This window comes from Caulobacter sp. GW821-FHT09B11 (genome assembly GCF_059418205.1).
Map to the genome: position 1 here is coordinate 12831 of NZ_JBWKPK010000040.1, position 24891 is coordinate 37721.

General features: G+C 68.3%; 24 protein-coding genes, 1 tRNA gene and 1 riboswitch. Of the genes, 14 read left to right on the plus strand and 11 right to left on the minus strand.

Translation table 11 applies throughout. From position 1 onward, the window contains the following. Positions 1–29 precede the first annotated feature (29 nt). Positions 30–2129: a DNA topoisomerase IV subunit B gene (parE, locus tag AC07N1_RS22565; protein WP_494673827.1), complete on the minus strand. Its 2100-nt coding sequence runs from the start codon at positions 2127–2129 to the stop codon at positions 30–32. Between the two features lie 206 nt (positions 2130–2335). On the opposite strand from parE, the gene AC07N1_RS22570 reads away from it, so the two are divergent. Together AC07N1_RS22570 and AC07N1_RS22575 are read left to right on the plus strand one after the other, a co-directional pair. Then, entirely contained in the window at positions 2336–2722 is a 387-nt protein-coding gene (locus AC07N1_RS22570; RefSeq protein ID WP_110121817.1) for a hypothetical protein, read from the plus strand. 204 nt (positions 2723–2926) lie between these two features. After that, positions 2927–4225: a M23 family metallopeptidase gene (locus tag AC07N1_RS22575; RefSeq protein WP_494673828.1), complete on the plus strand. Its 1299-nt coding sequence runs from the start codon at positions 2927–2929 to the stop codon at positions 4223–4225. 7 nt (positions 4226–4232) lie between these two features. Here AC07N1_RS22575 and AC07N1_RS22580 read toward each other — a convergent pair whose 3' ends face one another. From AC07N1_RS22580 to AC07N1_RS22595, 4 genes are all read right to left on the minus strand, one after another. Continuing rightward, the gene (locus tag AC07N1_RS22580) at positions 4233–4643 is read right to left on the minus strand and encodes a hypothetical protein (protein ID WP_494673829.1); all 411 of its coding nucleotides are present in this window, start codon (positions 4641–4643) and stop codon (positions 4233–4235) included. 158 nt (positions 4644–4801) lie between these two features. Beyond that, entirely contained in the window at positions 4802–5362 is a 561-nt protein-coding gene (locus AC07N1_RS22585; RefSeq protein ID WP_494673830.1) for a hypothetical protein, read from the minus strand. A gap of 225 nt (positions 5363–5587) precedes the next feature. After that, positions 5588–6943, minus strand: a complete 1356-nt coding sequence (locus tag AC07N1_RS22590; protein WP_494673831.1) for an amidohydrolase family protein — start codon at positions 6941–6943, stop codon at positions 5588–5590. Then, positions 6943–8415: an amidohydrolase gene (locus AC07N1_RS22595; protein ID WP_494673832.1), complete on the minus strand. Its 1473-nt coding sequence runs from the start codon at positions 8413–8415 to the stop codon at positions 6943–6945. The genes AC07N1_RS22590 and AC07N1_RS22595 overlap by 1 nt, the downstream gene beginning before the upstream one ends. A gap of 163 nt (positions 8416–8578) precedes the next feature. Between AC07N1_RS22595 and AC07N1_RS22600 the strand changes: the two genes are divergently transcribed. The 4 genes from AC07N1_RS22600 (at position 8579) to AC07N1_RS22615 (ending at position 10938) form a co-directional block, all read left to right on the plus strand. After that, positions 8579–8938, plus strand: a complete 360-nt coding sequence (locus AC07N1_RS22600) for a Kazal-type serine protease inhibitor family protein (RefSeq protein ID WP_494673833.1) — start codon at positions 8579–8581, stop codon at positions 8936–8938. A 5-nt stretch (positions 8939–8943) separates the two neighbouring features. Continuing rightward, the gene (locus tag AC07N1_RS22605; protein WP_494673834.1) at positions 8944–9324 is read left to right on the plus strand and encodes a putative quinol monooxygenase; all 381 of its coding nucleotides are present in this window, start codon (positions 8944–8946) and stop codon (positions 9322–9324) included. Between the two features lie 113 nt (positions 9325–9437). Beyond that, positions 9438–10508: a ribosome small subunit-dependent GTPase A gene (gene rsgA / locus AC07N1_RS22610; RefSeq protein WP_494673835.1), complete on the plus strand. Its 1071-nt coding sequence runs from the start codon at positions 9438–9440 to the stop codon at positions 10506–10508. Between the two features lie 106 nt (positions 10509–10614). Continuing rightward, positions 10615–10938 carry a hypothetical protein gene (locus AC07N1_RS22615; RefSeq protein WP_494673836.1) on the plus strand — a complete coding sequence of 108 codons (324 nt, stop codon included), beginning with the start codon at positions 10615–10617 and terminating at the stop codon, positions 10936–10938. A 44-nt stretch (positions 10939–10982) separates the two neighbouring features. Here the strand turns inward: AC07N1_RS22615 and AC07N1_RS22620 are convergent, their stop codons facing one another. The 3 genes from AC07N1_RS22620 to AC07N1_RS22630 all read right to left on the minus strand — a co-directional run bounded on the left by AC07N1_RS22620 (position 10983) and on the right by AC07N1_RS22630 (position 13200). Further along, positions 10983–11336: a GFA family protein gene (locus AC07N1_RS22620; protein WP_494673837.1), complete on the minus strand. Its 354-nt coding sequence runs from the start codon at positions 11334–11336 to the stop codon at positions 10983–10985. 75 nt (positions 11337–11411) lie between these two features. Then, on the minus strand, positions 11412–12821 hold the full coding sequence (gene glnA / locus AC07N1_RS22625) for a type I glutamate--ammonia ligase (RefSeq protein WP_198575022.1): 1410 nt from the start codon (positions 12819–12821) through the stop codon (positions 11412–11414). Positions 12822–12861: 40 nt separating this feature from the next. Next, complete coding sequence (locus tag AC07N1_RS22630; RefSeq protein ID WP_035089775.1) at positions 12862–13200, minus strand: P-II family nitrogen regulator; 339 nt, start codon at positions 13198–13200, stop codon at positions 12862–12864. Positions 13201–13446: 246 nt separating this feature from the next. On the opposite strand from AC07N1_RS22630, the gene AC07N1_RS22635 reads away from it, so the two are divergent. From AC07N1_RS22635 to AC07N1_RS22645, 3 genes are read left to right on the plus strand one after another with little or no spacing between them, the layout of a single operon-like run. Continuing rightward, positions 13447–14991 (plus strand): acetyl-CoA acetyltransferase, encoded by a 1545-nt coding sequence (locus AC07N1_RS22635; protein ID WP_494673838.1) that lies wholly within the window; start codon positions 13447–13449, stop codon positions 14989–14991. Next, the gene (locus tag AC07N1_RS22640) at positions 14991–15560 is read left to right on the plus strand and encodes a histidine phosphatase family protein (protein ID WP_494673839.1); all 570 of its coding nucleotides are present in this window, start codon (positions 14991–14993) and stop codon (positions 15558–15560) included. Before AC07N1_RS22635 ends, AC07N1_RS22640 begins: the two co-directional genes overlap by 1 nt. 14 nt (positions 15561–15574) lie before the next feature. Continuing rightward, positions 15575–17053 carry an NAD(P)H-hydrate dehydratase gene (locus tag AC07N1_RS22645; RefSeq protein WP_494673840.1) on the plus strand — a complete coding sequence of 493 codons (1479 nt, stop codon included), beginning with the start codon at positions 15575–15577 and terminating at the stop codon, positions 17051–17053. 160 nt (positions 17054–17213) lie between these two features. On the opposite strand, the gene AC07N1_RS22650 is transcribed toward AC07N1_RS22645, so the two are convergent. After that, positions 17214–18134, minus strand: coding sequence for a homoserine O-succinyltransferase (locus tag AC07N1_RS22650; protein WP_494673841.1), 921 nt, complete (start codon positions 18132–18134; stop codon positions 17214–17216). A gap of 47 nt (positions 18135–18181) precedes the next feature. Further along, positions 18182–18284, minus strand: a riboswitch (SAM-I-IV-variant riboswitch). Between the two features lie 77 nt (positions 18285–18361). Next, positions 18362–18538: a hypothetical protein gene (locus tag AC07N1_RS22655; protein ID WP_494673842.1), complete on the minus strand. Its 177-nt coding sequence runs from the start codon at positions 18536–18538 to the stop codon at positions 18362–18364. A gap of 308 nt (positions 18539–18846) precedes the next feature. Between AC07N1_RS22655 and AC07N1_RS22660 the strand changes: the two genes are divergently transcribed. From AC07N1_RS22660 to AC07N1_RS22675, 4 genes are all read left to right on the plus strand, one after another. After that, a tRNA-Leu gene (locus AC07N1_RS22660) sits at positions 18847–18931 on the plus strand. Between the two features lie 175 nt (positions 18932–19106). Beyond that, entirely contained in the window at positions 19107–20465 is a 1359-nt protein-coding gene (tig, locus tag AC07N1_RS22665; RefSeq protein ID WP_494673843.1) for a trigger factor, read from the plus strand. Positions 20466–20648: 183 nt separating this feature from the next. Continuing rightward, entirely contained in the window at positions 20649–21278 is a 630-nt protein-coding gene (locus AC07N1_RS22670; RefSeq protein ID WP_494673844.1) for an ATP-dependent Clp protease proteolytic subunit, read from the plus strand. 181 nt (positions 21279–21459) lie between these two features. Then, positions 21460–21987 (plus strand): Spy/CpxP family protein refolding chaperone, encoded by a 528-nt coding sequence (locus tag AC07N1_RS22675; RefSeq protein WP_494673845.1) that lies wholly within the window; start codon positions 21460–21462, stop codon positions 21985–21987. Positions 21988–22173: 186 nt separating this feature from the next. On the opposite strand, the gene AC07N1_RS22680 is transcribed toward AC07N1_RS22675, so the two are convergent. Then, positions 22174–22845, minus strand: a complete 672-nt coding sequence (locus AC07N1_RS22680) for an HAD-IB family hydrolase (RefSeq protein WP_494673846.1) — start codon at positions 22843–22845, stop codon at positions 22174–22176. A 344-nt stretch (positions 22846–23189) separates the two neighbouring features. On the opposite strand from AC07N1_RS22680, the gene clpX reads away from it, so the two are divergent. Beyond that, entirely contained in the window at positions 23190–24452 is a 1263-nt protein-coding gene (clpX, locus tag AC07N1_RS22685; protein WP_058350342.1) for an ATP-dependent Clp protease ATP-binding subunit ClpX, read from the plus strand. Positions 24453–24891: the final 439 nt, after the last annotated feature.

Sequence of the window (24891 nt, forward strand, 5' to 3'; positions counted from 1 at the left end):
ACCTCCCCCACAGGGGGAGGTTTCTATCTTCACAGATCCAGATCATCCGCGGCGAACGCCGCATTCTCCTGGATGAACTTGAAGCGCAGCTCGGGCTTGCGGCCCATCAGGGTCTCGACCAGGTCTTCCACCGACTCCTCGTGGCGCGGCAGGGTCACGCGCGCCAGGGTGCGGACGGCCGGGTCCATGGTGGTTTCCTTCAGCTGGGCGGCCATCATCTCGCCCAGGCCCTTGAAGCGGCCGATCTCGGGCTTCTTGCCCTTGAACATGGTGGCCAGCAGCTCGTCCTTGTGGGCGTCGTCGCGGGCGTACTCGGTCTTGCCGCCGTGGCTCAGGCGATAGAGCGGGGGCAGGGCGAGGTACAGCCGCCCGGCCCGGATCAGGTCCGGCATGGTGCGGTAGAAGAAGGTGATCAGCAGCGAGGCGATGTGGGCGCCGTCGACGTCGGCGTCGGTCATGATGATGATCCGCTCGTAGCGCAGATCCTCTTCACGGTACTTGTTCCCGCCCTGGGCTCCCAGGGCCAGCATCAGGTCCGACAGTTCCTTGTTGGCCGTGAACTTCTCGCCCGAGGCCGAGGCCACGTTCAGGATCTTGCCGCGCAGGGGCAGGATCGCCTGGTTCTTGCGGTTGCGGGCCTGCTTGGCCGAGCCGCCGGCCGAGTCGCCTTCGACGATGAACAGCTCCGCGCCGTCCACCGCGCCGCCGGCGCAGTCGGCCAGCTTGCCCGGCAGGCGCAGCTTGCGGGTCGCCGAGGCGCGGCTGACTTCCTTGTCCTTGCGGCGCTTGAGGCGCTCTTCCGCGCGCTCGACGACGAATTCCAGCAGGGCCTGGGCGGCCTTGGGGCTGGCGGTCAGCCAGTGGTCGAACGGGTCGCGCAGGGCGTTCTCGACGAAGCGCTGGGCCTCGGTCGTCGACAGCTTTTCCTTGGTCTGGCCCTGGAATTCCGGGTTCTTGATGAACACCGAGATCAGCGCGCCGGCCTGAGCCACCACGTCGTCGGCGGTGATGATCGCGCCGCGCTTCTCGCCTTTCAGCTCGGCATAGGCCTTGAGACCGCGGGTCAGGGCGGCGCGGAAGCCGCTTTCGTGCGTGCCGCCCTCGGGGGTCGGCACGGTGTTGCAGTACGACTGCATGAAGCCGTCGTGCTCGCCGAAGCCGCGCGGGGTCCAGGTCACGGCCCATTCCACCGCGCCGGCCTCGCCCTGGCGCTCGATGCGGCCCGAGAAGCTGGTCGGGGTGACCGTCTCCAGCCCCTTGGTGCGCTCGGCCAGGAAGTCGGCCAGGCCGTTGGGGAAGTGGAAGGTCGCCTCGGGCGGGGTCTGGTCGTGGATGCGCTCGGGGGCGCAGGACCATTTGATCTGCACGCCGCGGAACAGATAGGCCTTCGACCGGGTCATCCGGTACAGGCGCGCCGGCTTGAAGGCGCAGCCCTCGCCGAAGATCTGCTCGTCGGGCTTGAAGCGCACCATGGTGCCGCGCTTCTTGCTGGGCTGGATCTTCTCGACCGGGCCCAGCGGCTTGCCGCGCGCGAAGCTCTGGCGGTGCTCGAAGCCGTCGCGCCAGACCGTCACCTCGACCAGTTCCGACAGGGCGTTGACGACGCTGGCGCCGACCCCGTGCAGGCCGCCCGAGGTCTCGTAGGCCTTGCCGCTGAACTTACCGCCCGCGTGCAGGACGGTCATGATCACTTCGAGCGCGCTCTTGCCCGGATGCTTGGGGTGGGGATCCACCGGCATGCCGCGGCCGTCGTCCTTGACCGACAGGTAGCCGTCGGCGTCGAGCTTGACCTCGATCAGCTTGGCGAAGCCGGCCACGGCCTCGTCCATCGAGTTGTCGAGCACTTCGGCGAACAGGTGGTGCAGGGCCCGCTCGTCGGTGCCGCCGATGTACATGCCCGGACGCATGCGCACGGGCTCCAGGCCTTCCAGCACCTCGATCGAGCTGGCGTCGTAGCCGCCCGACGAGGGGGCGGCGGCCGGCTCGACCTTGCCCGGAGGCGGCGGAGGCGGCGGCTGCGGCTTGGGCTCGGGATGAGGTTCGCGGGCGGGCAGGGGCGGGGCGCTCGGCGGCGCCAGGGCGTCGTCGTCGAACAGCGAAAACAGCGGGTTGGGGTCTTTGGAAGACATCGGATGATTTTGCGGCGATTCGGGGGTCTCGCCCCGTATGACCCGTGGCCGCCCCCAAGGAAAGCGCCGCCATGCGCGCGGCTGCACGTTTCCGGCGCGCATACAAGCTTAACAACTATCACGTGTATTTGGCTTGTCTTGCCTCAGGGTTGATTCGATCGTCCCGCCACCGGCCCATGGGGCGGCCGGATCAAGGGAGAAACGTCATGAGCACCGTAGAAGCGACGGCTGGCGTCGACGAATTCACCACCACCGACTGCGGCTCCACCAACGGCACGGCCAACGGCAATCTGTCGGTCGGCGACGCGGTGTCGATCAACGGCAGCCTCGACCTCAGTTCCTGCATCGTCGGCAACAGCGAGGGCAAGGTCTACGGCATCCGCCTGGTGCCCAATTCCGGCATCTACAGCTACCGCGTCGACGTCGACGCCCAGGGGCCGGCCGGCATCGGCTCGGGCAGCATCAACCTGGCCTTCACCGACAAGACCGGCGACACCTACAAGCTGGCCATCACCAGCAGCCGGCGCTCGGAGCACACGGTCTCCTACAACAGCGACAACCCGACCATCGTGAAGATCACCTGGTCGACCTGACGCCGGCGAGGCTCCGCCGGCCGGCTGGTCCGGCGGGGCCGTTCGCGCTTTCGGGTCGCGGCGCGCGGGGCTAAGCTCCTCAGGCGCGACGTTCCGGCCCGGCCGGCGATCGGCGCACGGTTCAAGCTTTCCATCGTATCTGGCCAAAGCGTCTGGATTTCACGAGGCGTCCCGCGAAGCGACGCCCGAAACGGGAGAGTGTCGATGCGTGCGTTCCTGACGCCGGCGGTCTGCGCCGGCCTTCTGGCCCTGGCCGCGCCCGGTCTGGCGGCGGCCGACACCGGCTACGCGGCCGTCTGGCGGCCGGGAAGCGGCGCCCAGTGGTGGCGCTCGGGCATGACGCTCGACCAGTTCAAGGCCCAGGACAAGACCCACTTCGACAACGGCCTGCGCCTGCAGTCGGTGTCGGTGAAGGGCGGACGCTACGCGGCGATCTGGCGGCCCGGCTCGGGCGCGCAATGGTGGCGCGCGGGCATGACGCTGGACGAGCTGAAGGCCCAGGACACCACCTACTTCAACCAGGGCCTGCGCCTCTTCGCGCTGGAGCTCGACGGCGGCCGCTTCACCGCGGTCTGGCGGCCGGGATCGGGCGCGCAGTGGTGGCGCACGGGCATGACCGTCGACCAGTTCAAGGCCCAGGACCTGACCCATTTCAACAACGGCCTGCGCCTGACCCTGCTGGAGGTCGACGGCGGCCGCTACACCGGCGTCTGGCGGCCGGGGTCCGGCGCCCAGTGGTGGCGGTCGGGCATGACCGGTGCCGAGATCGAGGCCCAGGACCAGACCTATTTCAACCAGGGCTTCCGCCTGACCGCCCTGGCGGTCGACGGCGACCGCTACGCCGCCGTCTGGCGTCCCGGCTCGGGAACCCAGTGGTGGAGCCGTCGCCGCTGCACGGTGGACTTCAAGACCCAGGACGCCGCCCACTTCGCCGACGGCCTGCGCATGGACTTCATCGAGCAGGAGGACAGCGCCGTCGGCGCCTACCGCTATCCGTGGAAGGCCGGCGACACCCGCAATGTCGGCCAGGGCAACAACAACGCCGGCGGCTCGCACACCGGCAGCCAGGCCTTCGCCTTCGACTTCTCGATGCCGGCCGGCACCCAGATCCGCGCCGTGCGCGGCGGCACGGTCGAGTGGCTGCAGGAAAGCCAGACCGCCACCTACAATCCCAACGCCCCGACCACGCCCGGCAACACCCCGTTCCCGAACGGCAGCCTGCAGAACTGGGGCAACGCCGTGCGCATCCGCCATCCGGGCGGCTTCACCAGCTGGTACTTCCACATCCAGCCGAACGGCGTGCTGGTGAACGTCGGCGACACCGTCCAGCGCGGCCAGCCGATCGCTACCTCCGGCAACACCGGCCGCACCTCGGGCCCGCACCTGCACTTCCAGGTCCAGGCGGACTCGGCCAACTGGGGTCAGTCGGTGGCGATCAGCTTCAACGACTGCGACGTGCCTACCGGCGGCGACAGCGTGACCTCGAACAACGTCTGGCCGTAGGGGCGCCTCAGGCCAGTTGCGTGGTCGGAAGCTCGCTGTCGAGGATCGAGGCCCCGCGGAGGGGAATCTGCGAGCGCAGCACCAAGCCCCGGGTGTTCATCAGGGTCAGTTGATTGACAGCGATATAGAGGATGATGTCGTCCTCGATCGACCCGGAGGGCAGGCTCGCCAGATCGACCGACGCCTGGATGTTGTAGCTGTCCCACCAGACGGTCAGCTGGGTCGGCATGTCGTTTGCGAACCCCGGGGTGGTCAGGGTTGCGCCATGATAGACCCGGGGAACGACCAGCGATTGGGGGACGTAGAGATTGGGCGGCGATGTCGACCAGCCCGACACCGAGCCGGCACTCAGGCCGTTCAAGCTCAGTTGGTTGATGATTTCGTTGTAGGTGTTGAAGCAGTAGACCTTGCCCGGCATCGGTCGTCTCCTGAAGCTTGGCGGCGGTCGCATCTTGAGCGCAAGACTGCGCTTCTTTCAACTTAGGGCGGTGCGTTCGCCTTGTGCGAGCCCGGCGAAAGGAGACTCGGCCGCTGCTCGGTCCCGCTGGGGGCGCGACCGAGCAGCTGGCGGCGCCCTCAGGCCGCCTTTGCCGCGATCCCCGCCAGGGCGCGGCGTTCGATGCTGGCGGCGAACAGCGGGGTCTCGCGGCTGTTGTGATCGCCGCCGTCCCGCTGGCGGGCGTCGGCGGCGTCCTCGAACGGCGTGCCGTGCAAGGCGATGAAGTCGAGGAACGCCTGGGTCGGGTGGGCCACGACGCTGTTGGTGTACTCGCAGGTCCGCTCGTCGATCTTCCTGGCGCTCAGCGTCCAGATCACCTGCACGCGCGTGCGGCCGTTCGGGGTGAAGGCGTCGGAGGTCGACACCATCCGGCACAGGGTCGGGGTCGCGATCTCGGCCACGTAGTGCTGGACCATCAGCGTCTGGCCGATCATCTCGACATTGATCGACATGCGCCTGCCGTCGTCGGTGAAGGTGGCGCCGGCCGAGATGTGGTCCGGGGCGCAGCAGCGCTGGTATTCGGCCTCCGGCAGGTTGAACAGCCAGTCGGCGATGTCGATCGCCTCGATCGGCGCATTGATGATCGCGCTATAGGCCGAGGCGGACAGTTGCTTGTCCGTGATGATGATGTCCGACATTGCCGTCTCCTGTTGGCTGCCGTCATCCGGACCGCCGCTGCGGACCTCGCTGGATGACCGCCCGACTGTCGGCCCGGCGACGCCGGCGAGGTAGCCATCCATAGGTCTTGGCGGCGAGCGCATGGGGAGGGGGCGGCTAGACCAAGGTTTGGCGGCGCGTCGCCCACGAAAAAGCCGCGGCGCCCGTAAGCGCCGCGGCTCTCGTTTCAGTCCTTCGGACCGACCCTAGCGGTAGGCCGGCGGGAGACCGTTGTCGCCGGCGGCGTAGCGGTCGCGCAGCTGGGTCTGGCGGCTGTCGGCGGGCTGTTCGACGCCGCCGATGAACACCTTGTCGGCCCAGCTGGTGGTTTCCAGCGGATCGCCGGTCCACAGCACGAGGTCGGCGGTCTTGCCGACATCGAGGGATCCGATCTTGTCGGCCATGCCCCAGATCTTCGCGGGCGTCAGGGTGATCGCCGCCAGGGCGGCCGGGTAGGGCAGGCCGTTGGCGACGGCGAGGCCCGCGTTCAGCCGTTCCTGGCGCAGGTTGTTGAAGTCGCGCGCGCCGTTGATCGCCACCGTCACGCCGGCCGCGTTCAGGCGGGCGGCGTTGTCGAGGCGCGAGCCCAGGGTCTCGAAGCTGTCGGGCAGGTCGGCCTGGGTGTCGACGATCACCGGCACGCCGGCGCGGGCGATCTCGCCGGCCACGATCCAGCCTTCCTCGGCGCCTTCCAGCACGATCCTGATCTTCTCCTCGGCCGCCAGCTTGAGGGCCAGGCGGATGTCCGAAGCGCGGTGGGCGCGGATCAGCAGCGGGGTCTTGCCCTGCACCACCGGGACCAGGGCCTCGAGATCGAGGCGCGAGAGGCCGTAGTCGCGGGTCGCGCCTTGCTCGAAGGCGGCGCGGTTGCGGGCGAACGCACGAGCGTCCTCCAGGGCCGACTTGACCAGCACGATCGATGCGCCGCGCGAGCCGCCGGCGGCGCGCGCCCCGGCTTCGCCCAGCGACAGGGTCACGGCGGTCTTCGACTTGGAAACGATGTCGGCCTCGCCGGCCTTCAGCCGCACGAAGGCGGCCTGGCCGCCGAACAGCGGGGGATCGCCGCCACCGTCCTTGCCTGCCGTCATCTCCTCGACCACGCCGTCGTCGGCGTGCTCGTGGGCGCCGCCGCCCACGCCCGACAGGATCGGGGTGACGGCCGAGGCGGTGATGCCGCCGTCGCGGGCAAGGCCGATCATCGGCGAGGCCGGATTGACGCTGTAGGCGATGTCGAAGGCGGCCGACAGGGCGTCGCCGGTGCCGTCGTCGCGGGTCTCGCGCACGCCGCCGATCTCGGAGGCGCCGATGTTCGACGACGGAGCCACCAGGCCCGGGGTCACGACCCCGCCCTTGGCGTCGATCGTCGGCACGCCGGCGGGGACGGTGACGCCCGCGCCGACGGCGGCGATCTTGCCGTCACGGACGACGATGGTTCCGGAAGGGATGGCCGCGCTCGACACCGGCTCGATGCGGGCGTTGACGATGGCGAAGGTCTGGGCGGAAGCCGGACCGGCGACGACGGCGATCAGGGCCGCGCCGGAGAGAAGAGCCAAACGGATCATCAGTTGAACGCTCCCTGGCCGGGCTGGCCGAGCTCGAAGTCGGACTTGGGCTGATAGCGCGGGTCCTTGCGGTCGTAGGTCAGGGCCCCGTCGACATAGACCTGCTCGGCCTGGGCGTAGACGCTGAACGGATCGCGGTTCCAGACCACGATGTCGCCGGCCTTGCCGGCTTCCAGGCTGCCGGTCTTGTCGGCGATGCCCATGGCCTTGGCAGGATTGGCCGTGATCCACTTGATGGCCTCGGCGCGCGTGACGCCATAGCCCAGCTTGTTGCCGGCGGTCATGGCGATGGCGGCCTCCTGGTTGAGGCGCTGGGTCATGATCGGGTCGTCGGAATGGATGACGACGCAGGCGCCGGCCTTCCAAAGCATGGCGGCGTTGGCGTCGATGCCGTCCAGGCTTTCCATCTTGAAGCCGGTCCACGACGCCCAGGTCGCCGAGCAGACGCCTTCCTTGGCGAGGAGGGGCGCGATCTTGTAGCTCTCCACCGCGTGGTGGAACATGGTGATCTTGTAGCCGAACTCCTTGGCGATATCGATCATCACCGCCTCTTCGTCGGCGCGGTAGCAGTGGTTCTGCACCAGGATCTCGCCCTTCAGCACGCCGGCCAGGGTCTCCAGCTGCAGGTCGCGCTTGGGGGCGTCGGCCTTTTCGCCCTTGTCCTTCTTGGCGCGGTAGTCTTCCCACTTGCGGGCGTAGTCGGCCGCGTCGATCCAGGCCTTGCGGTAGCCGTAGACATTGCCCATCGCCGTCGAGGGCGAGCGGCCCTTGCCGCCATAGACGCGTTTGGGGTTCTCGCCGCAGGCCATCTTCAGGCCGTAGGGCGCGCCGGGGAACTTCATGCCCTGCATGGTGGTCGAGGGCACGTTTTTCAGCGTCACCGAGCGGCCGCCGAACAGGTTGGCGCTGCCGGGGAGGATCTGCAGCGTGGTCACCCCGCCGGCGCGGGCGCGGTTGAAGCCCGGATCCTGCGGCCACACCGAGTGCTCGGCCCACACCTGGGCGGTGTTGGGGTCGGTGGCCTCGTTGCCGTCCGACTTGGCCTGCACGCCGGGCGAGGGATAGACGCCCAGGTGGCTGTGGGCGTCGATGATGCCGGGGGTGATCCACTTGCCCTTGGCGTCGATGGTGGTCACGCCGGCCGGGATGGCGGTGTCGGGGCCGCCGACGGCCAGGATCTTGCCGTGCTGCACGACGACCACGCCGTTCTCGATCTGCTGGCCGGTCGCGGTCAGCACCGTGGCGCCGACGAAGGCGGTCGGGCGCGAGGGCAGGGGAGCATAGGTCGAGGGGAAGCCCGACGAGGCCTCGCCGTCCAGGCCCTTGGGCAGCGGCTTGGCCGGAGTCTTCTCCGCCTTCTCGGCCGGCTTGGCGCCGGCTTCGGGCTTGGCCGCCGTGCCCGTGGTGGCGCAGGCGGCGAGCCCCAGCGCCAGCAGACTGACGGCCGCGGCCGTCGTACCCCATCTCGTCATGAACTTTCCCCGACTCTCGGAAGAGGCGGCGAGGACAGACTAAATCAGACCCCTGATCAAGCCGATCGGCGCCCCATTTTTCCCTGATCGCGACGTTTGTCTGTCGCTTGCGCTTCGTGCGAGGATCGCCTCCTGACGTTGAATCGACGCGGGAGGACCAACTATGCGCCTTCGTTCCTTTGTTGGCCTCGCGGCCGCCGTCTTGCTGACCGCCTGCGCGGCCCAGCCCGCCGGCCCCTCCACGACGAGCCCGCCGCCGATGTCGCGCGCCCCGGTCGCCGAGGGCGGGATGTGCGGCGGCATCGCCGGCTTCCAGTGCGGCGAGGGCCTGTCCTGCGTGATGCCGGTCGGCGCCTGCCGGACGGTCGCCGACGCCTCGGGCATCTGCCGCAAGCGCCCGCAGGTCTGCACCATGGACTACCGCCCCGTCTGCGGCTGCGACGGCAAGACCTACGGCAACGCCTGCGGCGCGGCCGCCAAGGGCTCCAGCGTCGCCCACGAGGGCGAGTGCAAGCCGGAATGAACGACATGCTGACAGGACTGGACCGCCGACTGGTGCTAGTCGGCGGCGCGGCCGCGGCGATGACGCCGTCGCTGGCGCTTGCGGGAGACAAGACGATGTATGGACTGATCGGCCAGATGAAGGCCGCCCCCGGCAAGCGCGACGACCTGGTCGCGATCCTCAAGGAAGGCACGGGCGGGATGCCCGGCTGCCTGTCCTACATCCTCGCCCTGGACCCGACCGATGCCGACGCCATCTGGATCACCGAGGTCTGGACCGACAAGGAAAGCCACGCGGGGTCGCTGAAACTGCCGGCCGTGCAGGCGGCGATCGCCAAGGCGCGCCCGATCATCGCGGGCTTTGGCCACCGGTTCGAGACCACGCCGGTGGGCGGAGTGGGGCTATAGTCTCCCCAGCGATATCGGTCGTTCTGATCGACCTTTCGTCATCCGGCTTCCGGTGAGTGTCGTTTTGCTGCTAGGCGGGGCGGCAACGTATCGCTGGCGCGCGGAAGCTTAACTTGATCAAGCAATACGGATGGTCGGAACTGCTGGCCGAGGCTTTCAAGCCTCACGACCGCGCGGGCCACCTGGCCGGCCGCGTCGTCGTGCAGCAGCGCAACGGCTATCTGGTGATCACGGACGAGGGCGAGGTGCGGGCCAAGCTTTCCGGTCGCCTGCGCCATGAAGCCCAGGAGGCCGGCCATCCGGCGGTCGGCGACTGGGTGGCGGTGTCGATGAACACCGCAGAGCGCACCGCCGTCATCCAGGCCGTGCTGCCTCGCCGCACCGCCCTGGTCCGCCGGGCCGCCGACAGCGTGCAGACCCCCCAGGTCGTCGCCGCCAACGTCGATCTGGCCTTCATCGTCACGTCGATGAACGGCGACCTCAACCCACGCCGCATCGAGCGCTATCTGGCCGCCGCCTGGCAGAGCGGCGCCCGTCCCGTGGTCGTGCTGACGAAGTCGGACATCTGCGCCGAGGCGACGTCTCTCGCCGCCGAGGTCGAGGCCCTCGCCGCCGGCTGTCCGGTCGTCATCGTGTCGGCGCGCGAAGGGCGCGGCCTGGAAACCCTGCTGGCCCACCTGGCCCCCGGCGAGACCTGCGTCCTGATCGGCTCGTCCGGCGTCGGCAAATCCACCCTGGTCAATACGCTCCTGGGCGAGCAGCGCATGGCCACCCAGACCATCCGCGCGGCCGACGATCGTGGCCGACACACCACCAGCCACCGCGAACTGGCGCTGCTGCCCGGCGGTGGACTGATCATCGACACGCCCGGCGTCCGGGAAGTGGGTCTGATAGAAGCCGACGAGGGTGTGACCCAGGTGTTCGACGACATTGAGCGGCTGGCGGAAACCTGCAAGTTCGGCGACTGCAGCCACGCCAACGAGCCGGGCTGCGCGGTGCAGGGCGCGTTGCTGAGCGGGGATCTCGACCGCGGGCGCTGGGATCACTTCCGCAAGCTCGCCCAGGAAGCGGCCGCGGTGGAGAAGAATGCGGCCCGGGCGTTCAAGGACGCCGAGCGTCGCCGCCTCGGCAAGGCCCAGAAGACGTATCGCACCGCGCGGAAGGACGCCCGCGGCGGCGCCTAGCCTGAGGCTGGTCTCGCCGCCGCCGGCGAAAGGTTTTTCAAAATAGGGCCGCTCTTCCCGGCGAATGGGATTAGGTGAGTGGTTCAACACCTTCGAGAGATGACCAATGCCCGCCTTCACCATCGTCACCACCAGCGCGACCCAAGGCAGCGATTCAGCGGAGGTGAACACCCTGACGGACGAGTTCTCCAACGAGAGCGAAGCCCTGGGTTACGCCCGCCGCATGGCGGACGAGATGCTTGATCTCGCCAGCCAGCTGTCGCTGGATTTCGACTACACCAATGTCGGCCTCTACGAGGGCGACCTGCTCGATGCCGATCTCGATCCGGACCATGCCGCCTTCAAGGGCGCTTGGGTGCTGGATGAGGACGGCGCCGCCTTCGTTCCCGCCGACGAGTTCCGCGAAGGGATCGCCCAGGCCGACGCCTGATCGGTTCGGCTTAGGCTACCCGGACTGGGAAGCGATATCGCTTCTCAGTCCACGTACTGCTCGCTCACCGCCCCATCCAGCCGCCGCACCCGCGCGGCCGCCAGCACCTGCGGCTCCATCAGTCGGGCGTTGACGCCCATCTTGTCGCGCGTCGGGTCGTTGGAGCTCCAGTGGGTGACGCAGCCGCAGGCGCGGCAGCGGTGGAAGGCGATGGAGCGGTCGTCCCATTCGTAGATGTCGGTCGGGCCGCTCTCGACGCGGCGCACCAGCGTCGGGCTGTAATAGGCCCACAGCACGCCGTAGCGGCGGCAGACCGAGCAGTTGCAGTCGGTCACCTCGGTCGGCGCGATCTGGATCTCGAAGGCCACTGCCCCGCAGTGGCAACTGGTGCGGATCATCTTCGGGTCTCCAAAGAAAAAAAGGCCCGGGACTCGCGTCCCGGGCCTCGTCCGTTGTGCTCTAGGCCTTTCGGCTTAGCACTTGTAGTACATCTCGAATTCGACCGGGTGTGGGTGCAGTTGCAGACGCATCACTTCTTCCATCTTCAGCTCGATGTAGCTGTCGATGAAGTCGTCGTCCATGACGCCGCCGGCCTTCAGGAAGGCGCGGTCCTTGTCCAGGCTTTCCAGGGCTTCGCGCAGCGAGCCGCAGACTTCCGGGATCTTCTTCTGCTCGCGGGGCGGCAGGTCGTAGAGGTTCTTATCGGCCGGAGCGCCCGGGTCGATCTTGTTGATGATGCCGTCCAGGCCGGCCATCAGCAGGGCGACGAAGGTCAGGTACGGGTTGCCCATCGGGTCGGGGAAGCGGGCTTCCAGACGCTTGGCCTTCGGGCTGTCGACGTGCGGGATGCGGATCGAGGCCGAGCGGTTGCGCGAGCTGTAGGCCAGCTTCACCGGGGCTTCGTAGCCCGGCACCAGGCGCTTGTAGCTGTTGGTGGTCGAGTTCGAGAAGGCGTTGATGGCCTTGGCGTGCTTGATGATGCCGCCGATGTACCACAGGCATTCTTGCGACAGACCGGCGTACTTGTCGCCGGCGAACAGCGGCTTGCCGTCCTGCCAGATCGACTGGTGCACGTGCATGCCCGAGCCGTTGTCGGCGAACATCGGCTTGGCCATGAAGGTGGCCGTCTTGCCGTAGGCGTGGGCCACGTTGTGGATCACGTACTTATAGAGCTGCATGCGGTCGGCCATGGTGACCATGGTGTCGAACTTCAGGCCGAGCTCGTGCTGGGCGGGCGCCACTTCGTGGTGGTGCTTTTCCGGCTTCATGCCCAGCTCGCCCATGACGGCCAGCATTTCGCCGCGCAGATCTTGAGCCGAGTCGACCGGGTTGACCGGGAAGTAGCCGCCCTTGGGGCCCGGGCGGTGGCCCATGTTGCCTTCCGGATAGACCTTGCCCGAGTTGACCGGCAGTTCGCTCGAGTCGAACGAGTAGCCGGTGTTTTCCGGGGCGGTCGACCAGCGCACGTCGTCGAAGATGAAGAATTCGGCTTCCGGGCCGAAGTAGACGGTGTCGCCCACGCCCGCCGACTTGACGTAGTTCAGCGCGGCCTTGGCGATCGAGCGCGGGTCGCGGTTGTAGGGGGTGCCGTCGTCCGGGTTCACGACGTCGCAGAACAGAGCCAGGGTGGTCTGCTGATAGAACGGGTCGATGATGGCCGAGGTCAGGTCCGGACGCAGCTTCATGTCCGACTCGTTGATGGCCTTCCAGCCGGCGATCGACGAGCCGTCGAACATGGTGCCGTCGTTGAGGAAGTCGTCGTCGACCAGGTCGATGTCGAAGGTGACGTGCTGCATCTTGCCGCGAACGTCCGTGAAGCGGACGTCGACGTACTTCACGTCCTTTTCCTTGATCAGGTCCAGGATTTCCTTGGCGGTGCTCATTGTTATCCCCTTTGAGCGAGTAAAGTCTGAGGATGTGCCGTTAGACGGCGGACGGACCGGTTTCGCCGGTCCGGATGCGGACGACTTCGGTGATCTCCGAGACGAAGATCTTGCCGTCGCCGATGCGGCCCGTGCGGGCGGCGTTGGTGATCGCCTCGAGGGCGGGTTCGAGCTGGCTGTCCTCGACGACCACCTCGACCTTGATCTTGGGCAGGAAGTCCACGACGTACTCGGCGCCGCGATAGAGCTCGGTGTGGCCCTTCTGGCGGCCGTAGCCCTTGGCTTCCAGCACGGTCATCCCTTGGACGCCCATGTCCTGGAGCGCCTCTTTGACCTCATCCAGCTTGAACGGCTTGATGACGGCTTCGATCTTTTTCATCGGTCTCTTCCGCGTCCGACGACGCATGGCCTCTGACTTTGAGCGGCAAGGATCACGCCGCCCCGGACGCCACAAGCAGGCTGTCTCGCGATTGTCGTGCTTCCGCCGACGGTTTTGGCATATGAGCAAATCTTGAGCGAGATTTGATCGAAAAATATGCATTTCGGAATTGTGGCTCAAAACGGCCTTGCCGCGCCCCCAACCCCGCCTAGGATCACGAAAACAATCGTTTGAACGGGGGCGAACATGCGGGACGAGACGCCGGTTTTGATCGGCGCGGGGCAGTTCACGTTTCGCGGTCCGGCCGAAAATTCGCCTTCGCCGCTGGAATTGCTGAGAATTGCGGCGAAACGCGCTGACGCCGACACCGGAGTCGAGGGCACGGTTCTTGCGCGTTTGGACGCTCTGGCGGTCGTAGCGTTCAGCATCGACGCTCCCGGCGCGCTTTCGAAGCTGCCGCTTCCCCGCCTGTCGGATCCGCCGGCCAGCCTGGCGCGGGCGCTGGGCGCCGATCCCGCCTGGGCGGTCTATACCGAAACCGGCGGCAACAGCCCGCAGCAGGCGATCAACATCCTGGCCGAGCGGATCGCCCGCGGCGAGTCGCGGCTGGGCCTCGTCACCGGCGCCGAATTCCTCGGCTCGCTGATGAAGCGCGCCAAGGGCGGCCTGGGCTTCGACGGCTGGGCCGACGAGATCGAGACCAGGCCCGTCCGCATCGGCGACCCGCGCCCCGGCGTCACCGAGCAGGAGGCGGCCCACGGCCTGGGCTATCCGGTCAACACCTATCCCTTGTTCGAGAACGCCCTGCGGGCCCGCGACGGGCGGAGCCTCGCCGACCACCAGGCGCGGCTGGGCGCGCTGTTCTCGCCGTTCAGCAAGGTCGCCGCCGCCGATCCCGAGGCCTGGTTCCCGGTCGAGCGCGGCCCCGAGGAGCTGGTCACGGTCACCGAGCGCAACCGCATGGTCGGCTACCCGTACCCCAAGTACCTCAACGCCATCATGGAGGTGGACCAGTCGGCCGCCGTGCTGGTCGCCAGCGTCGGCATGGCCCGCGAACTGGGCGTGCCGCAGGACCGCTGGGTGTTCCTGCACGGCTGCGCCGACGCCGCCGACCTCTGGTACCCGCTGCAGCGGCAGGACTTCCACTCCAGCCCGGCCATCCGCCTTACCGGCCAGCGGGCGCTGGAGATGGCCGGCATCGGGCTCGACGATCTTTCCCTGATCGACCTTTATTCCTGCTTCCCCTCGGCCGTGCAGATCGCCGCCGAGGAACTGGGCCTGGCGCTGGACGACCCGCGCGGCCTGACCGTTACCGGCGGCCTGCCTTATTTCGGCGGGCCGGGAAACAACTACAGCCTCCACGCCGTGGCCCGATTGGTCGAGCGGCTGCGCGCGCGGCCCGGCGCCTACGGCCTGTCGACCGCCAACGGCTGGTTCCTGACCAAGCAGTCGGTCGGGATCTATTCGACCCGCCCGGTCGAGGGCGAATGGCGGCGCGAGGATCCGGCAGTGATCCAGGGCGAGATCGACGCCCTGCCGCATCCGCCGATCGTCGAGACGCCGGAGGGGCGCGGAACGATCGAGACCTACACCGTCGTCCACGCCCGCCAGGGGCCGCGCATGGGGATCGTCGTCGGCCGCACGGAAGACGGCGCGCGGTTCGTGGCCAACACGCCAGATGACGCCGCGACCCTGGCCGACCTCGAAGGCCGCGAAGGCGTCGGGCGCACCGGAACGGTCGGGCGTCATCCCGACGGCGTGCGCAACCTCTTCACGCCGGACGCCGCCTGATGAGCCGCGTCCATGTCATCCGCCACGGCAAGCCGGCCGCGACCTGGGGCGGCCATGACGACGATCCAGGCCTCGACGAGATCGGCCAGGAGCAGGCGAGGGCGGTGGCCGCCATCCTCTTCGCCCTGCCGGCGGGCGAGCGCCCGACCCGCGTCGTCTCCTCGCCCCTGCGCCGCTGCCGCGAGACCGCCGCGCCTTTGGCGCGACTGCTTGGCGTTTCGGTCGAGATCGAGCCGGCCGTCGGCGAGATCCCGACCCCGGCCGCCCTGGCGCCGGAGGCGCGTCCCGCCTGGCTGAAGCAGGCCTTCGCCGGCGACTGGGCCGATATCGAGGGCGACCGCGACTATCTGGCCTGGACCCGCGAGGTGGCCGCCGCCCTGGCGCGATACGAGGGATGCGCCGTCTTCAGCCACTTCGTCGCCCTCAACGCCGCCGTCGCCGCGGCGCTAGGTTCGGCGGCGGTGCTGGCCTTCCGGCCGGACCATGCGAGCATCACGGTCTTCGAAGTCGTCGACAATGGCTTGGCGCTCGTCGAGAAAGGCAGGGAAGCCTCCACCGGCGTTCTTTGATGGAGCCGCCCCGCATGCCTCGCCACATAATGACCGTCGCCGAGATGAAGGCGGCCGACGCGGCGGCCGTGGCGGCCGGAACGCCGGCGACCACCTTGATGGAGCGGGCCGGCAAGGGCGCGGCCGAGGCGATCCGGGAACGCTGGTCGCGCCGCCCGGTGGTGATCTGGTGCGGCCCCGGCGACAACGGCGGCGACGGCTATGTCATCGCCCGCCACCTGAAGCGGCGCGGCTGGCCGGTGCGGGTCGAGGCCCTGGCGGCGCCGGCTACGCCGTCGTGCCGCTGGGCCGCCGAGCGCTGGCGTGGCGAGGTCCATCCGCTGAACCCCGCCGTCAGCCCGGCCGAGCTCTATGTCGACGCCCTGTTCGGCGCGGGCCTATCGCGGCCGCTGGAAGGGCTCGCCGACGATCTGGCCCGCGCCGCCGAGGGACTGTCGCCCCGCATCGTCGCCATCGACACGCCCAGCGGCGTCCATGGCGACACCGGCCGGCCGATCGCCGGCCGCGCCCTGGCGGCGGCCCTGACCGTCACCTTCCACCGCCGCAAGCCCGCCCACGTGTTGGCGCCCGGGGGAGGGATGGGCCGCGCGGCCTGCGGCGAGGTCCAGGTGGTCGATATCGGCCTTTCCGACGCCGGGGCCGGCGACCTCTTCGAGAACGACCCGTCGCTGTGGGGCGCGCGCTTCCCCTGGCCCTCGAACGACGCCCACAAGCATGCGCGCGGCCGGCTGGTGGTGGTCAGCGGCGAGGCCTGGAGCACGGGGGCGGCGCGGCTGTCGGCCCGCGCGGGCCTGCGGATCGGGGCGGGGGTGGTCACCCTGCTGTCGCCGCCGAGCGCCCTGCCGGTCAACGCCGCCCATCTGGAAGCGGTGATGCTGGCCCCGTTCGAGACCGACGCGGACCTCGCCGAGCGCGCCGCCAGCGCCGCCGCCGCGGTCATCGGCCCGGCCGCCGGGGTGGGGGAGGCGACGGCGCGCAACCTCACCGCCCTGGCCGGCACCGGCGCGGCCCTGGTGGTCGACGCCGACGCCCTGACCAGCTTCGCCCACGCGCCCGACGAGCTTTTCGCCCGCCTCGACCGTGACGACGTGCTGACCCCGCATCCGGGCGAGTTCGAGCGGCTGTTCCCCGGTCTTCTGAAGACCGCCCCCGAACGCATCGCCGCCGCCCGGCAGGCCGCCCGGCGCGCCGGCGCGATCGTGCTTCTGAAAGGCCCCGACACCGTCATCGCCGCGCCCGACGGCCGCACGGCGGTGAACCTCAACGGCTCGCCCTGGCTGGCCACCGCCGGCTCCGGCGACGTGCTGGCCGGCTTCATCGCGGGCCTGGCGGCCCAAGGCATGGAAAGCTTCGACGCCGCCTGCGCGGGGGCCTGGATCCACGCCGAGTGCGCGGCCGCGCACGGCCCGGGCCTGATCGCCGAAGACCTGCCGGGCCTGGCGCCGACAGTGCTCAAACGGCTGTGGGACAAGCACCAAAAACCTCTCCCATAGGGAGAGGGAGGGGCCCATGCGCAGCATGGGAGGGTGAGGGGTTACAGTCTTTCCGGACGGGGCAGGGATTTTAGAGCGACGGGACCGCCGACGGCGTACGCCCTCACCCTCCCACCGCTTCGCGGCGGGCCCCTCCCTCTCCCCACGGGAGAGGTGTCCCTTAGGCCGCCCCGATCGCTTCCAGCTCGAACGGCGTGGTCTGGTAGACCGCGTTCAGCCAGTTGGCGAACAGCAGGTGTGCGTGGCTGCGCCAGCGGTTGCGCGGGGCGCGGGTCGGGTCGTCACCGGGGAAGTAGTGCGCGGGCGGCGGCGTGGTCGGGTCGATCAGCCGGTCGCGGGCGTATTCCGCCGCCAGGGTGCCGGTCTCGTATTCCGGATGGTTGAACATGTAGAGCCAGCGGCGACGGGCGTCCTCCAGCAGGCACAGGCCCGATTCCTCCGACGCGAGCAGCACCTTCAGCGAGCCGTCGGCGGGCAGGTCCTCGGACCGCACCTCGGTCCAGCGCGACACCGGGATGTCGATCTCGTCGGCCAGGCCCCGCAGATAGGGCGAGGCCGGCGCCAGGTTGGCGTGCGGGAAGACGCCCGAGCGCTTTTCCGACAGCAGGTGCTTGGGCACGCCGTGGAAGTGGCGCACGCCGGCCTGGGCGCCCCAGCACACCGCCAGGCCCGAATGCACGTTTGTCTGCGACCAGTCGAAGATGCTGGAAAGCTCGTCCCAGTAGCTGACTTCCTCGAAGTCCAGGGTCTCGACCGGCGCGCCGGTGACGATCAGGCCGTCGAAGCGCTCGTTCCGAACCTCGTCCCACGGACGGTAGAAGGCCAGCATGTGCTCGGCAGACGTGGTCTTTGGCGCATGGCCGGAGATCTGGATCAGCGACAGCTCGATCTGCAGCGGGCTGGCGCCCAGCAGGCGCGCGAAGTGCCGTTCGGTGGTCGGCTTGTCAGGCATCAGGTTCAGCAGGCCGATGCGCAGCGGCCGGATGTCCTGGCGGGCGGCTTCGGTGTCGGCCATCAGCGACAGGCCTTCGGCTTCCAGCAGGGCGCGGGCCGGCAGGTTGTCGGGAATCTTGATGGGCATGCGCTGCGTCCGTCCGTCGAAAAACCAAGACTCGGGACGGCTTTAGGGATCACCCGTTTCGTTGCCGTCGCGGCCGCATCCCCCCGACGGGGCGCCACCTTGCTCGGGAAGCAGGTTGGCGTTGGGCGAGCCCAACTCTTGATGCAGGGGCGGCTTTAAAGGCGTCGCTTGCCGACCGCAAGAGGACGCGACGCCGCGCTCGCGGTTCGGACAGGCGGGGAGGGGCTTCAGGCTTCCAGGCGGTGCAGCACGATCTCGGCGCGGACGCCCTCGTCGAACAGGCGGCTGCCGTAGTCGAGCGCGGCCTGGAACGAGCGCTGCTCGGCCATGTCTGTATAGAGCACCCGCCGGTCGCAGGTGACTTCCCATCCGGCCTCGGTCTGTGTGACCTCGATCGTCCGCATACGCTGTTCTCCTACGCCATGGCGCAGTTAACCGTCGCTGGTTTGGAATGGTTGCGTGCGAATCCACCAAAATTCAAGCGTCACGTCCGTGCGCTGAAGGATTCGCGATGTCTGATCGAGGGGGAGGGGAAAACCGGCCCGGGCGTCAGTCGGGGGGGCAAGGCCCGGGCCGGTTTAATGTCTCGTGGCGTTACGCTCGACGGGACACGATGAAAACGACGCCGCCGCGACCGGGTTCCGACACGACGCGAAAAATCTGCGGCGCCACTTCAAATCGGTCGCGGTCGCGGCTAAGGCTCTGCGCCGACGCGGATGTGGCGGAACTGGTAGACGCACTGGATTTAGGTTCCAGCGCCGAGAGGCGTGGAGGTTCGAGTCCTCTCATCCGCACCATGTCGCCGCGCGCAGCGTTTTGCGCGCGGCGACGCCATACCCTTTGATCGACGCGAAGTGTCGTGACATAAGGGCGCTCTTTCGCCGCCCCCGGTGACGTGGGCGGCTATGATTTTTTGACCCCTGGGGCGGACGACGGGCGCGGGCGCCCAGAGCCGAGAAGCTAAGAATGTCGATGCAGATCGTTGAAAAGTCGGGCGAAGGCCTCAGCCGGGTTTACGGCGTTACGGTGCCCGCGAGTGAGCTGGCCACGCGTCTCGAGGCTCGTATCGCCGAAGTCGCGCCGCAGATGAACGTCAAGGGCTTCCGCCCCGGCAAGGTGCCGACCGCGCACGTCCGTCGCCTGTACGGCAAGGGCCTGATGGGCGAAGTCATCGAGCAGGCGCTCAACGAGACCACCCAGAAGATCCTCGACGAAAACAAGCTGCGCCCGGCCGGCCAGCCGGACCTGAAGCCGACGTCCGACATGGACAAGGTCATGGCCGGCGGCGAGGACCTGGCCTTCGAACTGGCCGTCGAGATCATGCCGGAATTCGAGCCGGTCGATCCGGCTTCGATCGAGCTGGTCAAGCCGGTCTACAAGATCCAGGACGCCGAAGTCGACGAGGCCCTGGCCGAGCTGGCCAAGCAGGCCCGCACCTACGAGCCGCGCAAGGGCAAGAGCCTGAAGGCCAAGGACGGCGACCAGCTGCTGATCGACTTCGTCGGCACCATCGACGGCGTCGCCTTCGCCGGCGGCACGGCAAACGACGCCGAGCTGGTGCTCGGTTCGGGCCAGTTCATCCCGGGCTTCGAAGAGCAACTGGTCGGTGCCAAGCCGGAAGACGTCGTGACGGTGAAGGTCAACTTCCCGGAAGACTACCAGGCCGCCGAACTGGCCGGTAAGGCCGCCGAGTTCGCCACCACCGTCAAGGAAGTGCGCGCCCCGGTCGACGCCGAGCCGGACGACGAACTGGCCAAGCGCCTGGGCCTGGCCGATCTGGCCGCCCTGAAGGACCTGCTGAAGTCGAACCTGGAAGGCCGCTACACCAACTCGAGCCGCTTCAAGCTGAAGCGCGCCCTGCTGGACGTGCTGGACACCAAGCACGACTTCCCGCTGCCGCCGCGCATGGTCGACGCCGAGTTCGCCGGCATCTGGCAACAGGTCCAGGCCGACAAGTCGCAAGGCGGCCTGCCGCCGGAAGACGCCGACAAGACCGAAGACCAGCTGAAGGACGAGTACCGCAAGATCGCCGAGCGCCGCGTGCGCCTGGGTCTGGTGCTCGCCGAGATCGGCCGCAAGAACGACGTGGTCGTCACCGACCAGGAACTGAACGAAGCGATCGTCCGCGAAGCCCGCCAGTACGGCGCCCAGGCTCAGCAGGTGTTCGACATGTACCGCCAGCGCGCCGATCTGCAGGCCTCGCTGCGTGCCCCGATCTACGAAGACAAGGTCGTCGACCTGATCTTCGGCAAGGCCAAGATCGAGGAAAAGGAAGTCTCCAAGGAAGAGCTCCTGGAAGAAGACGACCTGCCGGAAGGCTACGGCGGCTGAAGCCGTCGTCCCTTCGGGTGACGAAATCGGGGGCGCGGATCGAAAGGTCCGCGCCCCTTTTCGTTGGGCGTGAGTTCGGGCCGGCGCCTTGCAACCTGTTAAGCGCCACGCGATATGCGTCAGGAGCGGCGGCGCGGCGGTGATTCGCGCCCGCAAGGACATTCTGAGAAGGGCGAACCCCACATGATGTACGATCCGGTCGAGACGGCGATGAACCTGGTTCCGATGGTGGTCGAGCAGACCAGCCGCGGCGAACGCGCCTTCGACATCTTCTCGCGCCTTCTGAAGGAGCGGATCATCTTCCTCACGGGCCCGGTCGAGGACGGCATGGCCTCGCTGATCTGCGCCCAGCTGCTCTTCCTGGAGTCGGAGAACCCCAAGAAGGAAATCGCCATGTACATCAACTCGCCGGGCGGCGTGGTGACGTCGGGCCTCGCGATCTACGACACCATGCAATACATCAAGAGCCCGGTGACCACCGTGTGCATGGGCATGGCCGCCTCGATGGGCAGCCTGCTGCTCTGCGCCGGCGCCGCCGGCCAGCGCGTCGCCCTGCCGAACGCCCGCATCATGGTCCACCAGCCGTCGGGCGGCTTCCGCGGCCAGGCCTCGGACATCGTCCGTCACGCCGAGGACATCTCCAAGACCAAGCGCCGCCTGAACGAGATCTACGTCAAGCACTGCGGCCGCACTTATGAAGAGGTCGAGCGCGACCTGGACCGCGACAACTTCATGAGCGCCGAGGAAGCCAAGGCCTGGGGCCTGATCGACCAGATCCACGAGAACCGCGAAAGCTCGGAAGCCGGCGCCTGAAGCCAGCTGACGATCTGAAGATGAAGCCGCCGGCCGAAAGGTTGGCGGCTTTTTCTTTGCTGACTTACGCGCCCCGGTTTGGCCACGGGTGCTGGATCAGGCGAAACAAGCCAGCCCTACAACGGCCGGGCGATGCGGCGACAACGGCGGGATGAAGAGCCTCAACCTCCGGAGCCCGGCCATGCCCGTCCGTCCCCACACCCTGGCCGCCGCCGTCGCGGGCCTGCTGGCCCTGTCCGCCGTCACGGCCGCCCAGGCCCAGGAGGTTCCCCAGCACGGGATCGCCACCATGCGGCTGGCCGTCAGTCCCGAGCAGGTGCAGCAGATCGTCTCCGACCGCCTGCTGCAGGACGGCGTCACGGCGGGCCTGGCGACCCTGCGCCAGAATCTCTCCCTGACCCCCGCCCAGCAGGGCCGCTGGCGCGACTTCATCCTGGCCTCGAACGCCAAGCCCTCGGGCCTGGTGCTGGCCGTGGTCGCGCCCGAGGACGAGACCCCGCTGGCCCAGGCCCGCGCCGGCCTCGTCCTGCAACGCGAGCAGCTGGTGTTCGAGCAGCGGCGGGTGAAGGCCATGGGTCGGCTCTACAAGTCGCTCGACGCCAACCAGCGCGCGGTCTTCGACCAGGCCTATTCGGTGATCGGCAGCCTGTCGGTCAGCACCACCCAGCTCCCGGCGGGTTTCGCCCAGGCCGGGGCAGGGGTGGAGTAGGGGAAGGAACAACCGGCCCAGACCTGGCCCCCAACCTCCCGTCATTCCCGCCCTTGTGGCGGGAACCCCTGGCTCCGTTCGCACGTGAAGCGCCAGCGGATCGCCGGCGATCCGCCCCATTCGCCCTTGCGGCTGACAGAGGGGTTCCCGCCACAAGGGCGGGAATGACGGGATATAAAGGCCTGGCTACCCCGGCTTGCCCTTGAAGATGCGGTAGCCGCGCTCCTGCGCGATGGCCAGCATCTCGGTGTCGCCCGAGGTGTCGCCATAGGCGGCGGCCAGCTTGATGGACTCGCCGAAGGTCTCGCGCAGGCGCACCACCTTCTCGGGGCCCCGGCAGTTGGGGCCGAGCAGCGAGCCGACCACCTTGCCGTTGAGGTCGAAGGCCAGCTTGGTGCCGATCAGCAGGTCGGCGCCGATGCCGCGCGCGAACGGGGCCACCACCAGGTCGGGCGAGGCGGTGACGATCACCATCCTGGCCCCCTGCGCCCGCCAGCGCCGCCACACCGCCAGGGCGTCGGGGCGGAACAGGCTCTGCGCGTGGCCCTCGGCGAACTTGCGGGCCTGGGCCTCCAGCCGCTCCTGCGGCACGCCCTTGAGGAACTCGCGGATGGCCGCGGCCTTGATGCGGCCCCGGTCGCGGTGGAACAGGTAGGAGAGGGCGGCCGGCGCCAGGCGGATCATGCCCATCGTCCAGCGGCCGCCGCTCACCCGCCACTTCAGGAAGGCCGTGAAGCTGTCGCGCACCGTCAGGGTGCCGTCGAAGTCGAAGGCCACCAGCGGCGGGCTGGCTTCGGTGTGGGTCGGGGCGTGAGCGTCGTGCGACGCGCCCGGCGCCGTTTCTTGGGTCTCGGCCATTTCGTCTCCGCCCCTCGGGCGAACTCCTTTTAACGGCGCCGCTTGCAGCACGATTCCGGCTGTGTTCGAAAAGCTTAGAGCCTGCGTCGATGTTCCACACCCCGTCTGGCGCTTGCTTTGGCCTACAGTCGTCCCATCTAGGGATGGAATCCCATGATCAGACGCGAAACATCCACGAACTTGGCGCCGGAAACGGGCTCCAAGGCTTGTGCCGCGCGTTCGGATCGGGGAATGTCAAGGATTAGACAACTCCCGTTCGGTATCCTGTTGCTTCGGTGGCGGGATACGCGTGGGGGTCGGCGGTAGCGGCTTTCGCCGTCAACGCCCTAGCGTGAGAAGCGACCATGACGAAAGCCGCCAGCGGCGACGCCAAGAGCACCCTGTACTGTTCTTTCTGCGGAAAGAGCCAACATGAAGTGCGCAAGCTCATCGCCGGACCCACCGTGTTCATCTGCGATGAATGCGTCGAGCTTTGCATGGATATCATCCGTGAAGAGCACAAGATCGCCTTCGTGAAGTCCAAGGACGGCGTTCCGACGCCGCGCGAGATCTGCGAGGTCCTGGACGACTACGTGATCGGACAAGGTCACGCCAAGAAGGTGCTCGCGGTCGCGGTGCACAATCACTACAAGCGCCTGAACCACGCCTCGAAGAACAACGACGTCGAGCTGGCCAAGTCGAACATCCTTCTGGTCGGTCCGACCGGCACGGGTAAGACCCTGCTGGCCCAGACCCTGGCCCGAATCATCGACGTGCCGTTCACGATGGCCGACGCCACGACGCTGACCGAAGCCGGTTACGTCGGCGAAGACGTCGAGAACATCGTGCTGAAGCTGCTGCAAGCCGCCGACTACAATGTCGAGCGCGCCCAGCGCGGCATCGTCTACATCGACGAAATCGACAAGATCAGCCGCAAGTCCGACAACCCGTCGATCACCCGCGACGTGTCGGGCGAAGGCGTGCAGCAGGCCCTGCTGAAGATCATGGAAGGCACCGTCGCCTCCGTGCCGCCGCAAGGCGGGCGCAAGCATCCGCAGCAGGAGTTCCTGCAGGTCGACACGACGAACATCCTGTTCATCTGCGGCGGGGCCTTCGCGGGCCTCGAGCGCATCATCTCGGCCCGCGGTTCGGCCAAGTCGATCGGCTTCGGCGCCAAGGTGGCCGATCCGGAAGACCGTCGCACCGGCGAGATCCTGCGCGGCGTCGAGCCCGACGACCTGCAGCGCTTCGGCCTGATCCCGGAATTCATCGGCCGTCTGCCGGTGATCGCCACCCTGGAAGACCTCGACGAGGCCGCCCTGGTGAAGATCCTGACCGAGCCGAAGAACGCCTTCGTCAAGCAGTACCAGCGCCTGTTCGAGATGGAGAACATCGGCCTGACCTTCACCGAGGACGCCCTGCACGGCGTCGCCAAGAAGGCCATCGCCCGCAAGACCGGCGCCCGCGGCCTGCGCTCGATCATGGAAGGCATCCTGCTGGAGACCATGTTCGAACTGCCCAACTACGAGGGCGTCGAGGAAGTGGTGGTCAACGCCGAAGTCGTCGAAGGCCGCGCCCAGCCGCTGCTGATCTACGCCGAAAAGAAGGGCGGCGCGGCCTCGGCCTGAGGCCTGGCTGCATCGCTTGAGAGATGAGAACGGCGGGCTCCAAGAGCCCGCCGTTTTTCTTTGATCCTCCCCCTCTGGGGGAGGCGGCCCGAAGGGCCGGAGGGGGGCCGTTTTCAGCTTCCTGGTCGGCGGCCGTCTCCGCATCCAGCAACAAAACTCCGCCTCCCTCGCCCCTGTGGCGAGGGCCCATGCCGGCGACCGCTCAAGCCCAGGCCGTTCTGCCGAGGTCTGAGCAGCTGAACGATGGATCCTGGGCACAAGGCCCAGGAAGGCGGTGTTGGGTCGAGCGAGGGAAGTTACGAGCGGGGAGCCTGCCCCCTCCCGTAAAATCCCCGCGAAAGCGGGGACCCAGGCTTTCATGATCCCTCTCCCCTTGCGGGAGAGGGTGGCCTCGCGGAGCGAGGTCGGGTGAGGGGTCTCTCAAATCTCGAAGCCGCGT